Annotated in this window: 21 protein-coding genes; 11 read left to right on the top strand and 10 right to left on the bottom strand. The window is 70.3% G+C overall.

Features of this window, described 5'->3' with window-relative positions; translation table 11 throughout:
- Positions 1-4 precede the first annotated feature (4 nt).
- From lptG to rsmA, 4 genes are all read left to right on the top strand, one after another.
- A complete protein-coding gene (lptG, locus tag AC3AOF_RS10650; RefSeq protein ID WP_236992286.1) occupies positions 5-1093 on the top strand; it encodes an LPS export ABC transporter permease LptG in 1089 nt (362 codons plus the stop codon).
- Complete coding sequence (locus AC3AOF_RS10655) at positions 1093-3756, top strand: LPS-assembly protein LptD (RefSeq protein ID WP_488348503.1); 2664 nt, start codon at positions 1093-1095, stop codon at positions 3754-3756. Before lptG ends, AC3AOF_RS10655 begins: the two co-directional genes overlap by 1 nt.
- A 98-nt stretch (positions 3757-3854) precedes the next feature.
- Positions 3855-4871: a 4-hydroxythreonine-4-phosphate dehydrogenase PdxA gene (gene pdxA, locus AC3AOF_RS10660; RefSeq protein ID WP_236992288.1), complete on the top strand. Its 1017-nt coding sequence runs from the start codon at positions 3855-3857 to the stop codon at positions 4869-4871.
- Entirely contained in the window at positions 4868-5704 is an 837-nt protein-coding gene (gene rsmA, locus AC3AOF_RS10665; protein WP_488348504.1) for a 16S rRNA (adenine(1518)-N(6)/adenine(1519)-N(6))-dimethyltransferase RsmA, read from the top strand. The genes pdxA and rsmA overlap by 4 nt, the downstream gene beginning before the upstream one ends.
- 317 nt (positions 5705-6021) lie before the next feature.
- On the opposite strand, the gene AC3AOF_RS10670 is transcribed toward rsmA, so the two are convergent.
- A complete protein-coding gene (locus tag AC3AOF_RS10670) occupies positions 6022-6474 on the bottom strand; it encodes a hypothetical protein (protein ID WP_488348505.1) in 453 nt (150 codons plus the stop codon).
- 296 nt (positions 6475-6770) lie between these two features.
- On the opposite strand from AC3AOF_RS10670, the gene AC3AOF_RS10675 reads away from it, so the two are divergent.
- The 5 genes from AC3AOF_RS10675 (at position 6771) to AC3AOF_RS10695 (ending at position 10327) form a co-directional block, all read left to right on the top strand.
- Entirely contained in the window at positions 6771-6923 is a 153-nt protein-coding gene (locus tag AC3AOF_RS10675) for a hypothetical protein (RefSeq protein ID WP_236992291.1), read from the top strand.
- An 84-nt stretch (positions 6924-7007) separates the two neighbouring features.
- The gene (locus tag AC3AOF_RS10680; protein WP_236992292.1) at positions 7008-7544 is read left to right on the top strand and encodes a Spy/CpxP family protein refolding chaperone; all 537 of its coding nucleotides are present in this window, start codon (positions 7008-7010) and stop codon (positions 7542-7544) included.
- Between the two features lie 317 nt (positions 7545-7861).
- Positions 7862-8188, top strand: a complete 327-nt coding sequence (locus tag AC3AOF_RS10685) for a hypothetical protein (protein WP_236992293.1) — start codon at positions 7862-7864, stop codon at positions 8186-8188.
- A gap of 113 nt (positions 8189-8301) precedes the next feature.
- Entirely contained in the window at positions 8302-9159 is an 858-nt protein-coding gene (locus AC3AOF_RS10690; protein ID WP_236992294.1) for a branched-chain amino acid aminotransferase, read from the top strand.
- A 70-nt stretch (positions 9160-9229) separates the two neighbouring features.
- Positions 9230-10327: a calcium:cation antiporter gene (locus AC3AOF_RS10695; protein ID WP_488348976.1), complete on the top strand. Its 1098-nt coding sequence runs from the start codon at positions 9230-9232 to the stop codon at positions 10325-10327.
- A 33-nt stretch (positions 10328-10360) separates the two neighbouring features.
- Here AC3AOF_RS10695 and AC3AOF_RS10700 read toward each other — a convergent pair whose 3' ends face one another.
- The 9 genes from AC3AOF_RS10700 to AC3AOF_RS10740 all read right to left on the bottom strand — a co-directional run bounded on the left by AC3AOF_RS10700 (position 10361) and on the right by AC3AOF_RS10740 (position 18978).
- Positions 10361-10948, bottom strand: a complete 588-nt coding sequence (locus tag AC3AOF_RS10700; RefSeq protein WP_236992295.1) for a hypothetical protein — start codon at positions 10946-10948, stop codon at positions 10361-10363.
- Between the two features lie 401 nt (positions 10949-11349).
- A complete protein-coding gene (locus AC3AOF_RS10705) occupies positions 11350-12054 on the bottom strand; it encodes an ABC transporter ATP-binding protein (RefSeq protein ID WP_236992919.1) in 705 nt (234 codons plus the stop codon).
- Positions 12047-12778 carry an ABC transporter ATP-binding protein gene (locus AC3AOF_RS10710; RefSeq protein WP_236992296.1) on the bottom strand — a complete coding sequence of 244 codons (732 nt, stop codon included), beginning with the start codon at positions 12776-12778 and terminating at the stop codon, positions 12047-12049. The genes AC3AOF_RS10705 and AC3AOF_RS10710 overlap by 8 nt, the downstream gene beginning before the upstream one ends.
- Positions 12775-13815 (bottom strand): branched-chain amino acid ABC transporter permease, encoded by a 1041-nt coding sequence (locus AC3AOF_RS10715; protein WP_488348506.1) that lies wholly within the window; start codon positions 13813-13815, stop codon positions 12775-12777. Before AC3AOF_RS10715 ends, AC3AOF_RS10710 begins: the two co-directional genes overlap by 4 nt.
- Entirely contained in the window at positions 13815-14693 is an 879-nt protein-coding gene (locus AC3AOF_RS10720) for a branched-chain amino acid ABC transporter permease (protein ID WP_488348507.1), read from the bottom strand. The genes AC3AOF_RS10715 and AC3AOF_RS10720 overlap by 1 nt, the downstream gene beginning before the upstream one ends.
- A gap of 328 nt (positions 14694-15021) precedes the next feature.
- Positions 15022-16272: an ABC transporter substrate-binding protein gene (locus AC3AOF_RS10725; protein WP_488348508.1), complete on the bottom strand. Its 1251-nt coding sequence runs from the start codon at positions 16270-16272 to the stop codon at positions 15022-15024.
- A gap of 140 nt (positions 16273-16412) precedes the next feature.
- Complete coding sequence (locus AC3AOF_RS10730; protein WP_488348509.1) at positions 16413-17213, bottom strand: putative hydro-lyase; 801 nt, start codon at positions 17211-17213, stop codon at positions 16413-16415.
- A 109-nt stretch (positions 17214-17322) separates the two neighbouring features.
- Positions 17323-18216: a LysR family transcriptional regulator gene (locus AC3AOF_RS10735; RefSeq protein ID WP_488348510.1), complete on the bottom strand. Its 894-nt coding sequence runs from the start codon at positions 18214-18216 to the stop codon at positions 17323-17325.
- A 75-nt stretch (positions 18217-18291) separates the two neighbouring features.
- On the bottom strand, positions 18292-18978 hold the full coding sequence (locus tag AC3AOF_RS10740) for a L,D-transpeptidase (RefSeq protein ID WP_236992302.1): 687 nt from the start codon (positions 18976-18978) through the stop codon (positions 18292-18294).
- Positions 18979-19149: 171 nt separating this feature from the next.
- Here AC3AOF_RS10740 and AC3AOF_RS10745 point away from each other — a divergent pair, with 171 nt between their 5' ends.
- On the top strand, positions 19150-20661 hold the full coding sequence (locus tag AC3AOF_RS10745) for a sensor histidine kinase (protein WP_488348511.1): 1512 nt from the start codon (positions 19150-19152) through the stop codon (positions 20659-20661).
- Positions 20619-22031, top strand: a complete 1413-nt coding sequence (locus AC3AOF_RS10750; RefSeq protein WP_488348512.1) for a sigma-54-dependent transcriptional regulator — start codon at positions 20619-20621, stop codon at positions 22029-22031. Before AC3AOF_RS10745 ends, AC3AOF_RS10750 begins: the two co-directional genes overlap by 43 nt.
- The last annotated feature ends 46 nt before the right edge of the window (positions 22032-22077 follow it).

The raw sequence follows: 22077 nt of genomic DNA on the forward strand, positions 1-22077 counted from the left end.
CGCGATGCTGATCGGCTTCACCCTCGGCCGCTATCTGGCGGCCCGCTTCCTGCGCATGATCCTGGGGGTCTTCCTCACGGTCTTCGCCCTCGTCTACACCCTCGACTTCGTCGAGCTGATGCGCCGGGCCGGCGACGCCGAGGGGGCGTCCGCCACCGTGATGGCGCGGCTGGCTTTGTTTCGCACGCCCGCCGTAGCCGAGCAGGTGCTGCCCTTCGCGATCCTGTTCGGCGCCATGGCGGCTCTGCTCCAGCTCAGCCGCAAGCTCGAGCTGGTGGTGGCCCGCGCCGCCGGCATCTCGGCCTGGCAATTCCTCCAGCCCGGCGTTCTGGTGGCGCTCGGCATCGGCGCCTTCACGGTCGGGGTCTACAACCCGGTCTCGGCGGAGCTGAAGCAGCGCTCGACCGAGATCGAGGCCAAGATCTTCGCCAAATCCTCGAAGGCCGGCTCCGGCAAGGACCTGTGGATCCGCCAGCGCAGCCTCGACGGCCAGGCGATCATCCGGGCCGAGACCGCGATCGAGGGCACCACGACGCTCGCCGGCGTCGCGGTCTTCACCTTCGACGATGCGGGCGCCTTCACCCAGCAGATGCAGGCGGCCCGCGCCACCCTGCATGACGGCTACTGGGAATTGCAGGACGTGCGCGTGCAAGGCCTCGACCAGGAGCCGCAGAGCTACGACACCTATCTGATCGCCTCGACGCTCGACCCCTCGCAGGTGCGCCAGCGCTTCACCCCACCCGAATCCGTGCCTTTCTGGCAACTGCGCCAGACGATCGCCCGGACCGAGCGGGCGGGACTCGACGCCACGCGTTACCGTCTCCAGTACGACGTTCTGATGGCCCGGCCGGTGCTGTTCCTGGCGATGGTGCTGGTGGCGGCGTCGGTTTCGTTAAGGTTCTTCCGCTTTGGTGGCATCGGCAAGATGGTTCTCGGCGGCGTCGCGGCGGGCTTCGTGCTCTACGTGGCACGCCAGGTGATGGAGGGCCTCGGCGCCTCTGGATTGGTCGCGGCACCGGTGGCGGCGTGGTTCCCGGCCGTGGTAGGGAGTCTTCTCGGAACGCTCGCGCTTCTGCACCTGGAGGACGGCTGATGCCTGACCTCCGGAGGATGGGCGCGGGGCTAGCGGGTGCAGGGATGGGTCGAGTCGTGCGTAAGGCCGCGGGTGCCGCGGTCACGGGATCCCTGACGGTCATGCTGGCCGCTGCCGTGACGGCAGGCGTGGGCGGCCTTGCGTATGCGCAAGGCACGCTCAACGACCGCCTGGCGGCCGGATCGGCCAAGAACGCGGCCAAGGGCAACAACGAGCGGCTCCTCGTCGAGGCGAAGGAACTCGTCTACGACAACGACCGCAACACGGTCTCGGCGGTCGGCAACGCCGAGCTGCATTACGGCCCGCGCACCCTCCTGGCCGACCGCGTCCGCTACGACCGCAACACCGGCCGGGTCTTCGCCGAGGGCAATGTCCGCCTCACCGACGAGACCGGCGCGGTCGTGACCGGCGACCGGATGGAGCTGACCGACGACTTCAAGTCCGGCTTCATCGATTCGCTGCGCATCCAGCAGACGATCGAGCAGCGCGGCCGCCCGGCTCGGGTGCGCTTCTCCGCCCCGCGGGCGGAGCGCGTCGAGGGCCAGACCACGACCTTCGAATACGGCACCTACACGGCCTGCGAGCCGTGCAAGGACCATCCCGAGCGGCCGCCCCTGTGGCAGGTCAAGGCGGCGCGGATCATCCACAACAACGAGGAACGCCGGATCTACTACGAGGATTCCTACCTCGAAGTGGCCGGCATCCCGGTCGCTTACCTGCCCTATTTCTACTCGCCCGACCCGACGGTGCGGCGCGATACCGGCTTCCTGGCGCCGCACTTCGTGTCCTCGAACGTGCTCGGCTACGGCATCGGCACGCCGTTCTTCTGGAACATCGCGCCCGATTACGACCTCACCGTCGAGCCGACCTTCCTGTCGAAGCAGGGCGTGCTCGGCCAGGCCGAGTGGCGCCAGCGGCTGGCCAACGGCTTCTACAACCTTCGCGTCAGCGGCATCTTCCAGTCGACGCCGAGCGCCTTCCTGCCCGGCCCCCTCGGCTCGGGCGACCGCGACTTCCGCGGCTCGATCGAATCGGCCGGCCAGTTCTACCTGGCCCCGAACTGGCGCGCCGGCTGGGACGTCGTCGGCGTCACCGACAAGTGGTTCCTCGACAATTACCGCATCCGCAACCAGACGATCAGCACGGATTACTTCCGCGAGGCGGTCTCCACCGCCTACCTGATCGGCCAGGGCGACCGCTCGTGGTTCGAGGCGCGGGGCTACTACTTCAAGGGCCTGTCGACCTTCGACTGGCAGAAGCAGCAGCCGGTCGTCGCCCCGGTGATCGACTACGACAAGCGCCGCGACGGGCCCGACCCGATCGGCGGCGAGGTGCGGTTCCAGGCGAACTTCACCCACCTGACCCGGGACGCGACCCAGTACACCCAGATCCCGCGCACCGGCACCTACCTGCTCAGCCCGAGCGTCAACGGCATCACCTTCCCGCTCTACAGCACCTGCTCGGTGTTCGAGCGCGGGCAGTGCCTGGTGAGCGGGCTGGCCGGCGACACCACCCGGGCCACCGCCCAGGTGTCGTGGCGGCGCACCTTCACGGACGAGTTCGGCCAGCGCTGGCAGCCCTTCGCCTATCTGCGCGGCGACGCGTTCTTCGTGAACCCGAACACGACCGGCTACCAGAACAACGAAGTCACCAACCTGTTCTCGCCGGAATCCAACTTTTCCGGCCGGGTGATGCCGGCGGTCGGCCTCGAATACCGCTATCCCTTCGTCGCCGACTTAGGCCCGCTCGGCGTCCACACCGTGTCGCCGGTCGCCCAGGTGATCGCGCGGCCGAGCGAGACCAAGATCGGCCGGCTGCCGAACGAGGACGCGCAGAGCCTCGTCTTCGACGACACCTCTCTGTTCGCCTGGGACAAGTTCTCCGGCTACGACCGGGTCGAGGGCGGCGTGCGCGCCAATCTCGGCGCCGAGTACTCGATCACCGGCCGCAACGGCTTCTACATGAACGCGATGTTCGGCGAGTCGATCGCGCTCGCCGGCGTCAACTCGTTCCGCCGCGGCGACATCGACAATGTCGGCCGCGATTCGGGCCTCGAGACCACGCGTTCGGACTTCGTCTCGCGCTTCCAGGTCTCGCCGAACCAGAACATCAGCTTCATCACCCGGGCCCGGTTCGACAACGCCACCTTCGCGCTCAAGCGCTTCGAGAGCGGCATCACGGCGAAGTTCGCGCCGTTCCTGCCGCTCGAGACCTCGCTCATCTACGCCCGCTACGAAGCGCAGCCCGAGCTCGGTTACGACCGCCGCCGCGAGGGCCTGCAGGCCTCGGCCCTCTACAACATCACGCCGAACTGGTTCGTCACCGGCTCGGTGCTGTTCGACCTCTCGCACTACCTCCAGGTACGCGAGTTCTACGCCTCGGCGGCGCAGGCCTATTTCCTCAACCCGGTCGGCACCGCACCGGTCTACGAGCGGGCCGACAAGTTCTACGTCTCGTCGTCGGGCTTCGGCTTCGGCTATCGCGACGAGTGCACGACGATCTCGCTCAACTACCTGTCCTCTCCGATCGAGACCGCCTCGGGCCTGCGGGAGCGCAACCGCACCTTCCTGCTGCGGATCGAGCTACGCACCCTCGGCGAGGCGAATTTCCGCCAGAACCTCAGCACCACCACGACGGCGGACGGCATCGCCACCGCCCGGTGACGGGCCGGTCGGGCCCTTCCCGCCGCCGGGGTTCTTGCCCACCGGAAGCCGGGATGCCATGGCGCGGGGACGCGCCACGACGGACGGGGATCCCCGCAATGACCACAGCCCTCGCGCTGACACAGGGCGATCCGGCGGGGATCGGCCCGGAGATCACCCTGCGGGCCTGGCTCGCCCGGGAGGAGCACGGGCTCGCCCCGTTCTTCGTCATCGGCGACCCGGATTTCTTGAGCAAAATCGCGGCCCGGCTCGGCCTCGCGGTGCCCTTGTGCGAGGTCACGCCCGAGAGTGCGGCGCAGGCCTTTGCCCGGGCCTTGCCGGTGGTGCGGCTGCCCGGCGGCCTCACCGTCGCGGCGGAGCCCGGCGCCCCCGATCCGGCGAGCGCCGCCGGCACGCTCGCCTCGATCGACGAGGCGGTGCGGCTGGTGCAGGCGGGTCGCGCGCCGGCCCTCGTCACCAATCCGATCGCCAAGCACGTGCTCTACGAGGCGGGCTTCCGCCATCCCGGCCATACCGAGTATCTGGCGGCCCTCGCGGCCGAGCCCGGCGCGACCCCGCCGATGCCCGTGATGCTGCTGTGGTCCGAGGACCTGGCGGTGGTGCCGGTGACGATCCACGTGGCGTTGCGCCGGGTGCCGGAGCTCTTGACCGTAGACCTCGTGGTCGAGACCGCCCGCATCGTCGACCGCGACATGCGGGCCCGCTTCGGCCTGTCCGCCCCGCGCCTCGTGCTCGCCGGGCTCAACCCGCATGCGGGCGAGGCCGGCACGATGGGCCTGGAGGATCGCGACGTGCTGGCGCCCGCGATCGAGGCCTTGCGGGCGGAGGGCATCCGGATCACCGGCCCGCACCCGGCCGACACGCTGTTCCACGCCCGCGCCCGGGCCACCTACGACGTGGCGCTCGCCCCGACCCACGACCAGGCCCTGATCCCGATCAAGACACTCGCCTTCGACGAGGGCGTGAACGTGACCCTCGGGCTGCCGTTCCTGCGCACCTCGCCCGACCACGGCACCGCCTTCGATATCGCCGGCAAGGGCTTGGCCAAGCCCGACAGCCTGATCGCGGCCCTCAAGCTCGCCGGGCGGCTGACCCGGACGGGAGTGTCGGCATGAGCGCGCCGGACGGTCTGCCGCCGCTGCGGGAGGTGGTGCAGGCGCACGACCTGATGCCCCGCCGCTCGCTCGGCCAGAATTTCCTGTTCGACCTGAACCTCACCGGCCGGATCGCCCGCTCCTCGGGACCGCTCGACGGGGTGACGGTGGTCGAGGTCGGCCCAGGACCAGGCGGCCTGACCCGGGCGCTGCTGATGCACGGCGCGGCGCGTGTGATCGCGGTCGAGCGCGATCCCCGTGCCCTGCCGGCGCTCGCCGAAATCGCCGCCCATTATCCCGGCCGCCTGGAGGTGGTGGAGGCCGACGCGCTCGAATTCGACCCGCGGCCGATGATCGGCGATGGCCCGGCCCGGATCGTCGCCAACCTCCCCTACAATGTCGGCACGCAGCTCCTCACCGGCTGGCTCACGGCGGAGGCCTGGCCGCCCTGGTGGGAGTCGCTGACCCTGATGTTCCAGCGCGAGGTGGCCGAGCGCATCGTCGCCGACGAGGGCGACCGGGCGAATTACGGCCGGCTCGGCGTGCTCTGCGGCTGGCGCACCAAGGCCCAGATCCTGTTCGACGTGCCGCCCGCGGCCTTCGTGCCGCCGCCCAAGGTGACGTCGAGCGTGGTGCGGCTGGTGCCGCGGCCCGAGCCCCTGCCGTGCCGGGTCCGGGCGCTCGAAACCGTGACCGGCGCCGCCTTCGGCCAGCGCCGCAAGATGCTGCGCCAGAGCCTCAAAGCCGCGACCCCCGACCCCGCCCGCCTGCTCGCCGCCGCCGGCATCCCCGAGACGGCAAGGGCCGAGGAGGTGCCGGTGGCAGGCTTCGTTGCGATGGCGCAGGTGCTCTGAGCCGAATTACGGACACGGGACACGACAGACCGATTTGGCCGCCTCGCCGGCCTCTCCCACCCGCGACCTCATCCTGAGGTGCCGCGTAGCGGCCTCGAAGGAGGGCTCCAAAGATCGCAGAGATTTCTGGAGCCCTCCTTCGAGGTCAGTCGATCTTTGGTCGACTAACACCTCAGGATGAGGTGGCAGGTGGGATGTTCGAATCTGCGGATGAACAGCACTGTCGTGGGCCGGGCATGCAGATTTGCTGAGATCTTCAGCCGTTCTGCATGGACGGGACGCCCCTCGGTCGCTTCGGTCGCAGGCGTATCGCCGCGTTATAAAAACGGTCGTTGAAAACGACCTTTGGTTCCGTTCTCGAATCTTCGCCAAGCCTCTGGCTTGGCGTCGAAAATTCGAGATGGGTCGACGGCCCCGTCGACCTCGGGCTCGGCCGGCGGCTTCACCTGGCCGCTCGCGGCCTGGGACGGGTCGCGCATCGCCTTGAGCACGTCGGCGATGGTCTCCTGCTCGGCGACCTCGAAGCGCGCGAACTGCTTCACGTCGTCGTCGGAGGCCTTCCGCAGCGCGACGCGGCTCGCCGCCAGGGAGGCGGAGCCGGCCGCCAGGGTGTCGGCGGCGTGCTCGGCCTCGGCCTCGCCCATCCGGGCGCCGGTCTTGCCCGTCGCCGCCGCGTTCGGGCCGCCCTGCGGCTGCGCGATGACCACCGTGACGAGGGAAGGTGTCGCCACGGCCGAGGCGATGGCGGTCGGTGCGAGACGACGATGCATGGGACACCTTGCTCTTCGCGGTGAGACGCTCCCGCAGGATCCCGGGCGCGGGACTCCGAACCGGGCCCCCTGAGAGCAAGCGCTAACGAAACGACGAAAGAGGGGATTTCAGCCTCGTCTTTCGGAAATCGCTCCAGCGCCCGCGAAGGGTGCGGTCCCGCTCCGTTCGCGCCCTTGGGCTACGCCCATCGGTGAGGTTACGCCGCCCGTCGCGAACGTGTCGTCTCGTGAGGACAAGACCCGGGATCGATAAACCCCACGACCGGCGGGACGATCGCGGGATACGGAGGCTGAGGGTGACCACGATCTTCTTCGGACCGCCCGTCGCGGCGCAGGAGGCCCAGCAGGAAACCGCCAGGCAAGGGGGTGCCAGGCCGGTCGCGCCCATCTGCTGCTCGGCGATCGTCGTCTGCCACCTCGTCGACCGGCGCCGGGTGACGAAACCGTAATCTCCCGGCGAGGTCCGGGCCATAAGGCCACGCTTACTCTTTCTCCTCGGCGGCCCGACGGGCGGCCGCGCGAGGATCCGTGTCATGCGACGCACTCTCACTACCGGGGTTTTCGCCACCGTGACCCTGGCCGGGATCTTGAGCGCCGGGCTGCTCGGCACCGCCCTGGCGCAGGCGCCGCGGCCGGTGCAGGTCGCGCATGCGGGCGACCATGCGGCCGATGGGGCGGGCCGGCACCGCCTCAGCGCCGAGGACGTCCAGGCCTTCACCGATGCGCGGGTCGCCGCCCTGCATGCCGGCCTGAAGCTCACGCCCGACCAGGAGAAGCTGTGGCCGCCGGTCGAGGACGCGATGCGCAACCTCGCCAAGGTCCGGCGCGACCAGCGCGAGGCCCGGCGCGGCGAGGATCACGATCCCGTGGCGGAGACGGCGCCGGACGCGATCCGGGCCCGGGCCGATGCCCTCGCGGCGCGCTCAGACGCCCTGCGCAAGCTCGCCGACGCCTCGCAGCCGCTCTACGCCACCCTCGACCAGGCGCAGAAGCAGCGCGCCGCGATGCTGGGCCGGCCGATGGGGCGGCATCACCACCCGGGTATGCACCGGCACCACCGCGACGACTGACCGCGTCCATCGACCGCCCGGACATCAAGGCCTCTCTCCTCGCCGCTCCGGCTCGTGCCGCGGGCGGCGCTGCCGCATGGCGCGCCCGCATGATGGAGCGCGCGCAACAATCCGCGCAATCCGCACGCAATCCGGCCATGCGATACCGGACGGCGCGGCGAAGCTCGGCAGAACCGAAACATCGGCCGGGACACCGCGAGGAAACGCGCCATGGCGGGCCATCGCGGCCGGTCGGACCCTCACGGGCCCGGACGGCACGATCGACCCAACCGACGAGCAGCCATGACAAACTGAGCGGCAACCAGCGGGAGAGGCAGATGGACAACGTCATCCGTCCGGATTTCCAGCGCGCAGCCAAGGCACGGGCCGACGAAAACACGACACCCCGTGCCGGCGGTCCCGTGCAATACGTCAAGACCTACGGCGAGGTCGGGCCGCACGCCGTGTCGCTGGTGCGCGCCCGTTCGGGCCTGAAAGGCGACGTCTACCACGTCGTGATCGACACGCCCCGGGGCCAGGTCGGCCCGGTCGGCGTCGAGCCGGCGACCGAGGACGGCAAGTTCGATGCCGACCGCGTCGGCATGGCGGTGATGCGCACCCTCGAGTTGCTGGCCGGACGCCCGGGCGATTTCGACGTCGCCTGAGGCCAGGACCCGCCTCCCTCGCAACCCTCTCCCCCGTCCGCCGAAGGCCGCCCCGCGTGGACAGCCGGGGTGAGGCCGCGCCATCATGCGGGGCAGACGAGCGGGAGCGGGCGATGGCCGCGACAGAAGACACCTGGACCTATTTCGAGGGCGCCTGGCACCCGGGCAACGTGCGGATGATGGGGCCGCGTACCCATGCCGCCTGGCTCGCCTCGACGGTGTTCGACGGCGCCAGGGCCTTCGAGGGCGTGACCCCGGACCTCGACCTGCATCTCTCCCGGATCAACCGCTCGGCCGCCAATTTCGGCCTCGAACCGGTTGTCGCGGAGGGCACCTGGGCCGAATTGGTGCGGGACGGTCTGACGCGGTTCGCGCCCGACGCCGCGCTCTACATCCGGCCGATGTACTGGGCGGAAGGGGGGCTGGGCGGTGCGGTGCGGCTCGACCCCGCCTCGACCAATTGGTGCCTGTGCCTCTACGAGGCGCCGATGCCGCCGCCGACCGGGTTCACCGCCACCCTGTCGCCGTTCCGGCGCCCGACGCCGGACATGGCCCCCCTCGACGCCAAGGCCGGCTGCCTCTACCCGAACAGCTCGCGGGCGATCGCCGAGGCCGCCTCGCGCGGCTTCGGCAACGCCCTGATGCGCGATGCGCTGGGCAACGTCGCGGAATTCGCCACCGCCAACGTGCTGATGGCCCGTGACGGCGTGGTCTACACCCCGGTGCCGAACGGCACGTTCCTCGCCGGCATCACCCGGGGCCGGGTGATCGCGCTCCTGCGCGAGGCCGGGGTCACGGTGGTGGAGAAGACCCTCACCGTCGACGACCTGATGGCGGCCGACGAGGTGTTCTCGGTCGGCAACTACGCCAAGGTCGTGCCGGTGACCGCCCTCGACGAGCGGACCTTCGCGCCCGGCCCGCTGTTCGACAAGGCCCGCGAGCTGTACTGGACCTTCGCCCACCGGGGCTGATTCGCCTTTACGCCCCCGCTTCCTTCGCTACGGTTGCGGCAACGCAAGCGAAGGGAGTCGCGTGGGACAGATGATGGTCGTGCGGTTGGCGGTGGCGTGGGCGACGGTGGCGGCCTTCGCGGTGTTCGGCGGGGGCTGGCTCGGGGGGTTGGAGGCGCCGCTGGTGGCGGCGGGTCTGTTCGCCTGGCTGTTCGCCGTCATCCTGTGGTCGGCCTTCGGGGTGGTGCACGAGGCCGAGGAACTGGCCGACCGCCTCGGCGAGCCCTACGGCACCCTGATCCTGACCTTGTCGATCGTCATCATCGAGGTGGCGCTGGTCGCCGCCGTGATGCTCGGGGCCAAGGCCGCCCCGACGCTCGGGCGCGACACGATGTTCGCCGTCATCATGATCGTGATGAACGGTCTCGTCGGGCTCGGGCTGATCCTCGGCGGCCTGCGCCACCACCGCCAGAACTACAACCTCGACGGGGCCGGCGCCTATCTGGCGGCGATCATCCCGCTCACCACCATCGCGCTCATCATCCCGAACTTCACCACCTCGACCCCGGACGGCTCGCTGACGGCGTTCCAGGCGGTGGCGTTCTCGGTGCTGACGGTGGTGCTCTACGGCATCTTCCTCCTGCTCCAGACCGGCCGGCACAGCGACTTCTTCACCGATTTCGTCCAGCCGGGCACGGTCGTGGAGAAGAAGGCGCCCCACCCCGATGCCGGCCGCGGGGCGATCCTGCGCCATGCCGGGCTGCTCCTCGTCAGCCTTTTGCCGATCGTGCTCCTGTCGAAGAGCCTCGCGGCGATCCTCGACCACGGCATCAAGGCGCTCGGCGCGCCCTCGGCGCTCGGCGGCGTCATCATCGCGGCCATCGTGTTCACTCCGGAGGGGATCAGCGCCGTCAAGGCGATCCGGCGCGACCAGCTCCAGCGGGCGATCAACCTCTGCCTCGGCGCCGTGACCTCGACGGTCGGCCTCACCGTGCCGGCGGTGCTGGTGATCGGCCTCGTCTCGGGCCAGCGGGTGGTGCTCGGCCTGGCGCCGGCCGAGATGGCGGTGCTCGCCATGACGTTGCTGCTCAGCGTCATCACCTTCTCGCGCCAGGGCACGACGGTGCTGGAGGGCGCCGTCCACCTGGTGGTCTTCCTCACCTACCTGACGCTGATCTTCAGCCCGTGACGCGTGGGTGCCGGGGGCATGCCCCCGGCATTGTCAGACGTCGTAATCGCCCGGGGCGATGTCGGCGCTGCGCAGGAAGATCTGGAGGGCCGGCTGCATCGAGCGGTGCAGCCGGGCCGGATCCTCCACCGGGGCGCCGCCGAGCGCCCGGGCCATCGCTTCCTCCAGGGAGCCCGGCCCGTAGGGCGCCGGCAACGCCACTGCCGGGACGCCCCTGGCCTCGTCCCAGCCCATGGCGAGGCGGCGGATCAGGGCGATATGCTCCGGTCCCACCTCGAACACGATCTGCTCGGGCGAGGTGCCGGCCGCCTCGTCGCGAAACACGTCGGAGACGTGGGACAGGTCGAGCTTGGTCAGCGGGTTGTGGTAGCTGTAGCGGCCGGGCTTGAGGTCGGCGTGGTGCAGGAAGGCGACCAGCGCCTCGCCCACCGCCCGGTGCTCCTCCGCCGCGCCCTCGTCGTCGCCGGTGACGTTGGCGATGTCGCCGTCGCGGTCGAGGCTGCCATAGGGCGCGTCCGGATGGATCACCGGAGCGCCCTGCCCCGCCGGGTCCCAGGCCACGACCAGCCGCCGGATCAGGGCGATGCGCTCAAGCGTGATCTCGGTGGTGCGGCTGGTCATCGATGGGTCTCCGTGCGGAGCCCTCTGTAGAGCATCGGGGGGATGGGCGGGAGTCTCCGGCGTCCGACATCCTTCTCGTCTCCCTGCCTGAGCAGGACTGTTCGGGGAAAGAAGAGGCGCGGGTTTCCCCTCTCCCCGCGGGCGGGGAGAGGACTTCATCGACCTTGTCGTCGATGAAGTGAGCGGAGGCGGAAGCCGAAGTGAGGGTGAGGGGGTCTCGACGCGTGAGGCTCCTCTGGAAACACCCCCTCACCCTCGCCCTACGGGCTTCCTGAGCCCCTTCGGAGCTCAGGCCTCTCCCCGCCCGCGGGGAGAGGGGATTTCTCCGCGCCTCTTCCTTTAAGCAACAATTGATGAAGCGGCCTCGACTGTCCGGGCTCACCCGCCTTCGGTAACTTCGATCAAATCCCCAGATACACCCGCCTCACCTCCGGATCGTCCCGCAACGTCGCCGCCGGGCCCGAGAGCATCAGCCGCCCAGTCTGGAGCACGTAGGCCCGGTCGGCGATACTCAGCGATTCGGCCAGGCGCTGCTCGACCAGGAGGATCGTGGTGCCCGAGGCGCGGATCGCCTCGACGGCGGAAAAGATCTCGTCGACGAGCTTGGGCATGATGCCCTGCGAGGGCTCGTCGAGCATCAGCAGGCGCGGCCGGGTCATCAGGGCGCGGCCGATGGCGAGCATCTGCTGCTCGCCGCCCGAGAGAGTGCCGGCCCGCTGCGGCAGGCGCTCCTTCAGGCGCGGGAAGAGGGAGAAGACGCGCTCCAGCGGCGCCTCGCGGTCGGCTTCCTTGCGGTGGAGGTAGCTGCCGAGCCGCAGGTTGTCGGCGACGGAGAGGCGCGGAAACAGCCGCTTGTTCTCCGGCACGTAGGCGATGCCCTTCGCCGTGATGGCGTGGCCCGGCAACCCGTCGATCCGGGCGCCGTCGAACACCACCTCGCCGGATTTCGGCCGCTCCATCCCGGCGATGGATTTGAGCAAGGTCGACTTGCCGGCGCCGTTGGCGCCCGCCACGACGACGATCTCGCCGGTCTCGACCTCGATCGAGACGCCCTGGATGGCCAGGAGGCCCTGGTAGGCGGTGGAGAGCCCGCGGACCTCAAGCAGCACGGTGACGCTCCCCCAGATAGGCGGTGATGACGCCCTCATCGCGCACCACCTCGGTCGGGTGGCCTTCCGCCAGCACGCGGCCGAGATGCAGCACGACCGCGCGGTCGACCAGCGGCATCACCACCTCCATCACGTGCTCGACCATGATGACGGTGACGCCGCGGGCGGCGACCTTGCGGATCAGCTCGACCCCGGCCTTGGCCTCGCTCGGGGTGAGCCCCGTCAGCACCTCGTCGAGGAGAAGGAGCTTCGGCTCGGTGGCGAGCGCCCGGGCGACTTCGAGGCGCCGCTTCTCCGGCGGGGTCAGCTCCCCCGCCACCGCCTCGGCCCGATGGCTGAGGCCGGCGAAATCCAGGGTTTCCAGCGCCACGCGGCGGGCCGCGGCGGCGTTGGCGTGGCGGGAAAAGCCCCCGACGACGACGTTCTCGAGCACGTTCATCGAATCGAACGAGCGCGGCACCTGGAAGGTGCGGGCGATGCCGCGGCGGCAGCGCTCGGGGGCGGAGAGATCGGTGATGTCCTCGCCCCGGAAGACGATTCGTCCCTCGCTCGGCCGGTAGGTGCCGGAGATCAGGTTGAACAGGGTCGACTTGCCGGCGCCGTTCGGCCCGAGCAGCCCGAGGATCTGGCCCTCCGGCACGTCGAGACTGACATCCGCATTGGCGACGAGGCCGCCGAAGCGCAACGTGACGTGGTCGATGTGCAGCAAAGGTTCGCTCACGGCGTGGCCTCCTCGTTGCGGGCCTTGCGGGTGCGGCGAAACAGGCTGAGCACGCCTTCGGGCCGGGCGAGCGCCACCACCATCACCAGCACGCCGTAGAGCATCAGGTCGAGGCCGTTGCCGCTGCCGCCGAGATAGGAGCGGCTGATCTCGGTGAGCGGGATCAGGATCGCCGCCCCCACCAGCGGCCCCCACAGGGTGCCGATGCCGCCGAGCACCGCCGGGAGCGCGAAGAGCAGCGAGAAGCGGAAGCTCATCACGCTCTCGGGATCGATGTAGGAGACGTAAGCGGCATAGAAGCCGCCGCCGATCGCGGTGAAGAAGGCGGAGACCGCGGCCGCCGCCATCTTGGACCGGAAGACCTCGACGCCGAGGCTCTCGGCGGCCTGGGCGTCGTCCTTGACCGCGCGCCACCAATAGCCCCAGCGCGAGCCCTCGATCAGCCAGGTCACGAGCCACACCAGAGCCAGCATGCCGACGGCGAAGTGGACGTAGGGGATCTTGTCGCGGGCGAATTGCAGCGTCCACCAGGAATCCGGGTTGAACGGCCACTGGATGCCCATCGCGCCGCCGACGAAGTCCCAGTTGTGGACGAGCAGCAGGCCGATCTCCGCGATCACGATGGTGGCGATCGAGAAGTAGTGGCCGGCAAGCCGAAAGCACGGATAGCCGAGGATCAGCGCCACCGCCGCCGAGAGCAGGCCGCCCGCCAGCATGCCGAACCACGGCAGCACGCCGTAATTGACGAACAGCACCGATGTCGCGTAGGCGCCGAAGCCGAAATACAACGCATGGCCGAGCGAGACCTGGCCGCAATAGCCCCCTAGGATGTTCCAGCTCTGCGAGAGCGCGGCATACATCAGGGTCAGGATCAGGACATTCTGAAGGTAGACGTCGGTGATGCCGTATGGAAGCGCTGCGAGCGCGGCGAAGACCAGGGCGGCGACGACCAGCTTGCGCCGGCGCTTGGCCGCATAGCTCGCCTCGGCGCGGACGAGGCTCGATCCCGGCGCGAGGACGGTGGTCAGCGTGGTCATCAGAGCCTCCCGAACAGGCCTTGCGGCCGCACGAACACCACCGCGAGGTAGAGGGCGTAGACGCCGATGGATTTCAGGGCCGGCGGCAGGATCACCGCCGTGACCGCCTCGACGAGGCCGACGATGATCCCGGCGACGAGCGCGCCGGCCACGCTGCCGAAGCCGCCGAGCGCCACCGTGACGTAGGCGATGAGGGCAAAGCTCGCCCCGACCTGGGGGTGGATGTAGTAGAAGATCGCCAGCACGGCGCCGGCCAAGCCGACCAGCGCCGCGCCCAGGCCCCAGCCGAGGGCGAAGACCCGGTTGCGGTCGATGCCGACCAGCGCCACCGCGCCCTGGTCCTCGCGCGTCGCCTCCAGCGCCCGGCCGAAATCGGTCCGGCTCATCAGGAGGTGCAGCCCCCCGAAGGCGGCGAGCGAGACGATGGCGCCGAAGATCTGCGGCCAGGGCAGGAAGATGCCGCCGAGATCGAGGGTGCGCCCGCCGAGCCAGGTGTTCTGGACGTTGCGGTAATCGGGCGTGAACAGGTACTGCGCGGCGCCCTGGAGCAGGATCGCGAGCCCGAAGGTCGCGAAGATCTGCACCATGCCCTGGTTGGCCTTGGCCCGCATGGCGAAGCGCACCACGCCGAGATAGGCGGCGGCCCCGAGCACGAAGAGGAGGGCGGCGACCAGCGGCATCAGCACAACCGGATCGAGCCGGGTGACCAGCACCAGCCCGAAGGTCGCGTACATGGCCAGCATCAGGAACTCGCCATGGGCGAAGTTCACCACGTCCATCAGGCCGAAGATCAGCGAGAGGCCGACCGCGATCAGGGCATAGATCAAGCCCATCAGGAGGCCGCTCGCCAGCACCTGCACCAGGGCTTGCGTCGTCATGGGGGTGGGGGCTCCGGTGAGGTCGCGAAATGTTGGATCGACGGGCGCCAGGAATGGCGCAGGTTCCTCCTCTCCCCGCGGGCGGGGAGAGGGCTGCGTCTCCGTTCAGGAGATGCAGCGAGCCCGCAGGGCGAGGGTGAGGGGGTGTCTCCGGATGCGGCTCCTCCGGCACCACCCCCTCACCCTCGCTCCGGCTTCGCCTCCGCTTGCTGCTGCCCCGACAAGGGGCCAGCAGCCCTCTCCCCGCCCGCGGGGAGAGGGGAAACCTGCGCCATTTTCTCCCCCGGAAGGCCCTGCCGCCCGCGGGGAGAGAGGAAAGCGCGTCACCTCACACGTTCATCGGCCACTTGGCCGGCGCCACCGCGGCGGATTCCGGGAACACGGTGACGAACTTGTCGCCGATCCATTGCAGCAGCACCGGGTCGGCATGGGTGTTCTGGCCGTCGGGCCCGAAGGCGACCTTGGTCCAGGGCATCACCGTGCGGGTGCCCGGGATGTCGGTGGCGGCGAGCGCGGCGCGGATCTTCTGGCCATCGGTCGAGCCGGCGCGGTCGAGGGCGTCGGCGAGCACGATCATCGCCATGAACTGGCGCGAGGAATTGTCGTTGAAGTCGCGGCCGGCCCGGGCCTTGTACATGTTGTTCACGGTCGCGACCATCGGACGCTTGGCGGCCAGATCGAGGGAGAAGCTGCCCCGCGAGATCACGCCCTGGAGCTTGTCGCCGACGGCGTCGTAGGTGACCTTCTCGGAGAAGCCGGCCGCTTGCGCGATGATGCTCTTCGGCTTGTAGCCGAGTTCGGCCATGGTCTTCGTCAGCAGGATCGCGTCGGTGGTGTAGCTCGTCGGCAGCAGCACGTCGGCATTGGCGGTCTTGAGCTGCTGCACCTCGGCGGTGAGCGAGGGTGAGTTGCTCTTGTACTTCACGTCGGCGACGAGCTTGTAGCCGCGCTCGGCGGCGAGCTTGCGTTGCACGGTCGAGGAATCGACGCCGTAGATCGTATCCTCGAAGAACAGGGCGACCGAATCGACCTTCTGGCCCCGCTTGCGCTGGAAATCGAGGAAGTCGAACATCGCCGTCGAGAACATCTCGTCGTGGGCGGCCGGGCGGAAGAAGTACTTCAGGCCCTTGCGGTGCAGGCTCGGCGACGAGGAATCGGCACAGACGAAGGGCACGCCGTAGCGCTCGGCGGTGGCGCTCACGGTCGCCGAGACCGCCGACTGGTAGCAGCCGACGAGGGCCGCGACCTTGTCCTGGGTGATCAGGCGCTCGGCCTCGGCGCGCCCTTTCTGAGGGTCGGCCTGGTGGTCGGCGAAGACGAGGCGGATCTTGGCGCCGCCCATGCCGGCGAGGCCCGCGCCCTTGGCGCCCGGCAGGTCGAGGTCGTGGTCGTTGTTGATGAGGTCGAGCGCCGTCTCGATGGCGTGGCGGGCATCCACCCCGACCTGCGCGCTCGGGCCCGACATGGCGTAGAGCACGCCGACCACCACCTCGGGTGCCGCCGCCCGGGCCGGGGCGCCGCGCAGGCCCGCGAGCGACAGGGCGCCTGCCCCCACCAAGAGTTCTCGACGACGGATCATGCGCTGGCCTCCAGGAGGTGGGGACGTCATCCAAGCCTCATTCCGCCGGCTTTGAAAAGCCCGTGTCGAGGCTGTCACCAGCCCGACGACGGAAACGATGCGCGAACAAGAGATGAAGACGAAAGAACCGGGGACATCTGTCAGAGCACCGCGAATTCGCTGTTGCGCCGGTCGGTGATCAGCATGCAGCCCGGGGCGTGGGTGATGGCGAAGGCCGGCCGCACGGCGGCGATCACCGATTGCGGAGTGACGCCGCAGGCCCAGAAGACCGGGATCTCGTCGTCGCCGATGTCGACCGGGTCGCCGTAATCGGGCGCGGCGATGTCGCGGATTCCGATCAGGTCCGGCCGGCCGAGATGGACCGGCGCACCGTGGACGGCGGGAAAGCGCGAGGTGATCTGCACCGCCCGGATGGCTTGCGCGGGCGTGAGCGGGCGCATCGACACCACCATCGGCCCGGAGAAGCGGCCGGCCGGGGCGGTCGCGATGCTGGTGCGGTACATCGGCACCCGCACCCCCATCTCGACGTGGCGCAAGGGGAGCCCGTCCTCGGCCAGGGCCGCCTCGAACGAGTAGGAGCAGCCGATCACGAAGGCCACGAGGTCGTCGCGCCAGAACTCCGCGACGGAGTTGCACTCCGCCACCACCTCGCCGTCGCGCCAGACCCGGTAGCCGGGAATGTCGGTGGCGATGTCGAGGTCGAGGCCGAGCTCCGGGATCGAGCGCTCGCCCTTGGCCGAGACGCCGATGATCGGGCACGATTTCGGGTTGCGCTGGGCAAACAGCAGGAACTCGTCGGCGAGGTCGGCCGGCAGCACCGCGAGGTTGCCCTGGACGTAGCCGTCGGCGATGCCGGCGGTGCAGCCGGTGATGGCGCCGCTGCGGCAGGCCAGCCGCGCCGCCTCGCCGCTCATCCGCGCCCGATCGAAGGGTAGGGTCATCGCCGCTCCTTGTCCCGGATGTATCCGTGCCCAGCAATGCGCCATGATCACCGCTTAAGCAGGTAAGGGCCAATCGTCTTTTCGCATCGGTTTCGATAAGGCACGCTTATCACCGCCAATCCGGCGAGGCCGCGACCTCGCAGGCCAGCCGCGCCGCCGTGGCGGCCAGCCCGCAATCGGGCGCGGCGGCATAGGTGGCGGTGAAGCCGATATCGGGCAGGGACGGCGCCGGGGCGATGATCCGCAGCGCGCCCTCGTCGAGGTCGCGCCGCACCACCTCGGGCGGGATCACCCCGATGCCGATCCCCTCCCGTGCCATCCGGACGATGGTGGAGAGCGAGGCGTTGCTGTGCAGGCGCGGCGGCGGCAGGTTCGACTGCGCCAGCATCTCGCGCAACTGCACGTAGGGGTTGGTGTTCTTCGGGTAGGTGATGAGGGGGTGGCGCAGGAGGCTCGCCAGGCTCACCTCGCCGGGGCCGAGATCGAGCGACGGCGCGGCGATCCAAGCCAGCGACACGCTGCAGAGCGGCAGGTTGACCAGGCTCGGCATGGTGATCGGCCCGACCAGGAAGGCGAGGTCGAGGTCCCGGTTCAGCAGCGCGTCGCGCATGGTCGGCGAGATGTCGACCGCGATGTCGACGGTGACGCCCGGATAGGCCTCGTTCATCCGGGCGATGAAGCGCATCAGCCAGGTATGGACGATGGTCTCGGAGACGCCGAGGCGCAGCACGCCGCGCAGCGAGCCGGGTCCGGCCACCGCCTGCATCATCTCGGTGCGCAGGCGCAGGAAGCGCTCGGCGTAAGGCAGAAGGTCGCGCCCCTTGGCCGTCAGCACCACCGAGCGGGCGCGCCGTTCGAACAGCCGCACCCCGAACTCGTCCTCGAGCGCCGCGATGCGCTGCGACACCGCCGGCTGCGAGGTGTTCATCCGCTCCGCCGCCTTGCGGAAGCTGCACAGCGAGGCGGTCCAGTAAAAGATTTCCAGGCTTCTCAGGTCCGCCATGCTCCGTCCCGGTTCGCGCCGGAACAGTGTGGAGCAAGGTTCGGACCATGCCAAATTCCGGCGGCGGCCCGGTCCTCAAGCCGGAAGCACCACCACCTTCGTCTTCACCGGCGTCTGCGCGTAGAGGTGGATCATGTCCTGGCTCAGCAGGCCGACGCAGCCGCTGGTGATCCCTGAGCCGATCGATTCCGGGTCGCTGCTGGCGTAGATCGTGTAGAGCGTGTAGGCGCCGTTCTGGTAGAGGTGCAGGGTCCGGGCGCCGAGCGGGTTGTCGAGACCGCCCGGCATACCGCGAGCCCATTTGGCGGCTTCCGGCTGGCGCTTGATCATCTCGCGGGGCGGGGTCCAGGTCGCCCATTCGCTCTTGCGCCCGACATAGGCGTCGCCGCTCCAGCGGAACCCGTCGCGGCCGACATTGGCGCCGTAGCGGGTGGCGGTCCCGCCTTCCTCGATTCGGTAGACGTAGTAATTGGCCGGATCGACGATGATCGTCCCGGGCGCTTCCTTCGAGGCGTATTGTACCGTGCGGCGATAGTATTTCGGATTGACCTTGCTGACGTCGACCGCGGGAATCGGGAATTTTTCGGTCGGCACCGGCCCGTAGAGCGCCGAGGCCTCGGCGAGGCTCATCCCGTCGGTGGTCGCGCAGCCGGCGAGCCCGAGCCCGCCGAGGCTCGCCGCGCCGAGCAGGAAGGACCGGCGGTGAAGCAGGCTCCTCTGGCCGGCGCCGTCGGTCCCGGCATGTCCGCTCTCGACAATCATGGTTCGAAGTCCCGTGCCGTATCGTCCGACGAGAGATGTCTCGGGCATCCACCCGCGGAGCGCCTATATCGGGCGGAACCTGCCGTCTTACGGCCCAGCTGGCAAGCCTCGACCGTCCGGCGCACGGACGCGAGGTTTGCACCATCCCCTGCGCCCGCCCACACTCGTCCCATGCTGCCGACCTTGCCGCCCCGCTCGCTCCGCGCCCACCTCCTCGCCCTCTGGGTCCTGATCCTCGCCTCGGCGGCGGCCACCGCCTACCTGCTCTACGAGTTCTATACCCAGTCGGCCGCCGTGCAGGTCGCCCAGTCCGAGCTTCAGGTCGCCCGCGCCTGCCGCGAGATCGGCGACCGGTTCGCCTTCTTCGGCACCGGCTGGAGCGGCGGCGTCGCCGATCCCGACGAGACCCTGAAGCACCAGCTCACCGACGTGGTGGTGACGGCGCTCGCCAGCCATCCGGGGGTGGAGGGCGGGATCTGGACCGCCGCCGGCGGGTCGGCGGCCTATGCCTTCCCGACCTACGAGGGCACCGGGCCGAAGACCGACCTGCCCTCGGCCGAGATCGAGACGATCCGGCGCATCAACGCCGAGGCCCTGAGCGCCGAGCGGCCGGTGGCAGCGCGGCGGGCCTCCCGCACCCAGACCCTGGTGGTGCAGGGCTGCCCGTTGCGCGGTCCGATCCAGGGGGCGACGGCCTGGACCATGGCGCGGGTCCATACCGACGAGGGCCGAGCCTACGGCCAGCTGCTGGCCGGGTTCGGCTTCCTGGCCGCCACCGTGCTCGGCTCGGCCCTGCTCCTCGGGCGGCTGCTCCTGGTGCTCGGCCGGCGCATCGCCCGGCTCGAAGGACAACTCGGGCGCGAAGCGGACGAAGGCGAGCTGCCCCGCCTGGAATCGACGGGCCTGCGCGAGCTCGACCGGCTGGTGGAAGCACTGAACGCCGCCGGCACCCGCCTCGCCGCCGCCCGCCACCGTGCCGCGGAGGCCGAGCGGCTCGCCGCCGTCGGGCAGCTCGCGGCCGGCATCGCCCACGAGATCCGCAATCCCCTGGCGGCGATCCGGCTCAAGGCCGAGAACGCGCTCGCGAGCGCCGATCCGGCGCGGGCCCGGGCCGCCCTCGACCTCGTGCTCGATCAGGTCGCCCGCCTGGACCGCCTGTTGCGCGACCTCCTGAGCCTGACCCAGCCGCGCCGGCCGGCCACAGGCCCCACCGATCTCGGCCTCGTGCTGCGCGACTGCATCCAACTCCATGACGATCTCGCCCGGGCGCACGACGTGCGGATTACGGTGGAGGCGGCGCCCCCTGAGCCCGTGCCCCTCGACGAGGGGCAAATCCGCCGCGCCCTCGACAACCTCGTGCTCAACGCGATCCAGCACAGCCCGGCCGGCGGCACGGTGCGGCTCTCCGGGACGCGGGAGGGCGAGAGGCTGCGGATCCGGGTGACGGACGAGGGTCCGGGCGTGCCGGAGGCTTTGCGGGGCCGGCTGTTCGAGCCCTTCGTCACCGGCCGCCCGGACGGGACCGGGCTCGGGCTGGCGATCGTGCGCGAGATCGCCCGCGCCCATGGTGGACAGGCGCGGCTCGCCGCCCCACCTCCCGATGGTCCGGGTCCCGGCGCGACCTTCGAGCTCGATCTGCCATGGCCCGCCCCTCCCCCGGCACCGTACCCGCCCGCATCCTGATCGTCGACGACGAGCCGGCCCTGCGCGAGGGCCTGGCCGAGACGGTGAGCGATCTCGGCCACCATCCCGTCCTCGCCGCCTCCGGCGCGGAGGCGCTGGCGCGGGTCGCGGCCGATCCGGCGATCGCCGCGGTGCTGCTCGATCTGCGCATGCCGGGCGGGCTCGACGGGATGGCGGTGCTCCAGCGCCTGCGGGCCGGGCCCCGGCCGCCGCCGGTGGCGGTGCTGACCGCCTATGCCAGCGCCGAGAACACCATCGAGGCGATGCGGCTCGGCGCCTACGACCACCTGACGAAGCCGGTCGGCCGGGCGGACCTCGCCGGGCTCCTCGGCGGCATGCTGGCCCTGTCGGCCTGCACGGCGTCGCAAGGCCCCGCTCCGGCACCCGCCTCCGCATTGATCGGCTCCAGCGAGGCGATGCGGCGGGTGCAGAAGACTGTCGGCCTCGCCGCCGACAGCGACGCGACGGTCTTGCTCCAGGGCGAGACCGGCACCGGCAAGGAAGTGGCGGCCCGCGCCCTCCACGCCTTCGGCCGCCGGCAGGGCGGGCCCTTCGTGCCGGTGAATTGCGCGGCGATTCCCGCCGACCTCCTCGAGAGCGAGCTGTTCGGGCACCTGCGCGGCGCCTTCACGGGGGCGACGGGCGACCGGCCCGGGGCCTTCCGGGAGGCGGAGGGCGGCACGCTCTTCCTCGACGAGATCGGCGACATGCCGCCCGCGATGCAGGCCAAGATCCTGCGGGTGCTCCAGGAGCGGGTGGTGACGCCGGTCGGCGGCCGGCCCGTCCCGGTCACCGTCCGGGTGGTGGCCGCCACGCACCGCGACCTGCCGCGCCTCGTGGCGGAGGGCGGCTTCCGCCAGGACCTGTTCTACCGCCTCAACGTGGTGCCGATCACCCTGCCGCCCCTGCGCGAGCGCCTGGCCGACATCCTGCCGCTGGCCGAGCATTTCCTGAGCCTCTGTGATGCGGGGCAGAAACGCCTCGGGCCAGAGGCCGCAGCCGCGCTGATGCGCCATCCCTGGCCCGGCAACGTGCGCGAGTTGCGCAACGTGATCGAGCGGGCGGCGGTGCTGGCCCGCGGCGCGGTGATCGGCGCGGACGACCTCGGTCTCGCGGAGACCGGCCCTCCGGGCGAAGCGCCGGACGTCCTGCCGGCCTGGCTCGACGGCGACTTGCCGGGGGCGGTGGCGCGGCTCGAGGAGGCGATGATCCGCCGGGCCCTGCGCGCGAGCGGCGGCAACCGCGCCCGGGCGGCAAAGCACCTCGGCATCCAGCGCCAGCTCCTCTACGCCAAGATCGAGCGCTACGGCTTGCGCGATCCCGAGATGTCGGGAAACCCGACGGAGGATGTCGCGAATCCCGACGCCTGACCCCGCACCCGCACAGCATTTCCGAGTTTCTTCAATTGCTTAGCAT

The sequence above is a fragment of the Methylobacterium sp. 142-1Y genome, from assembly GCF_057747795.1.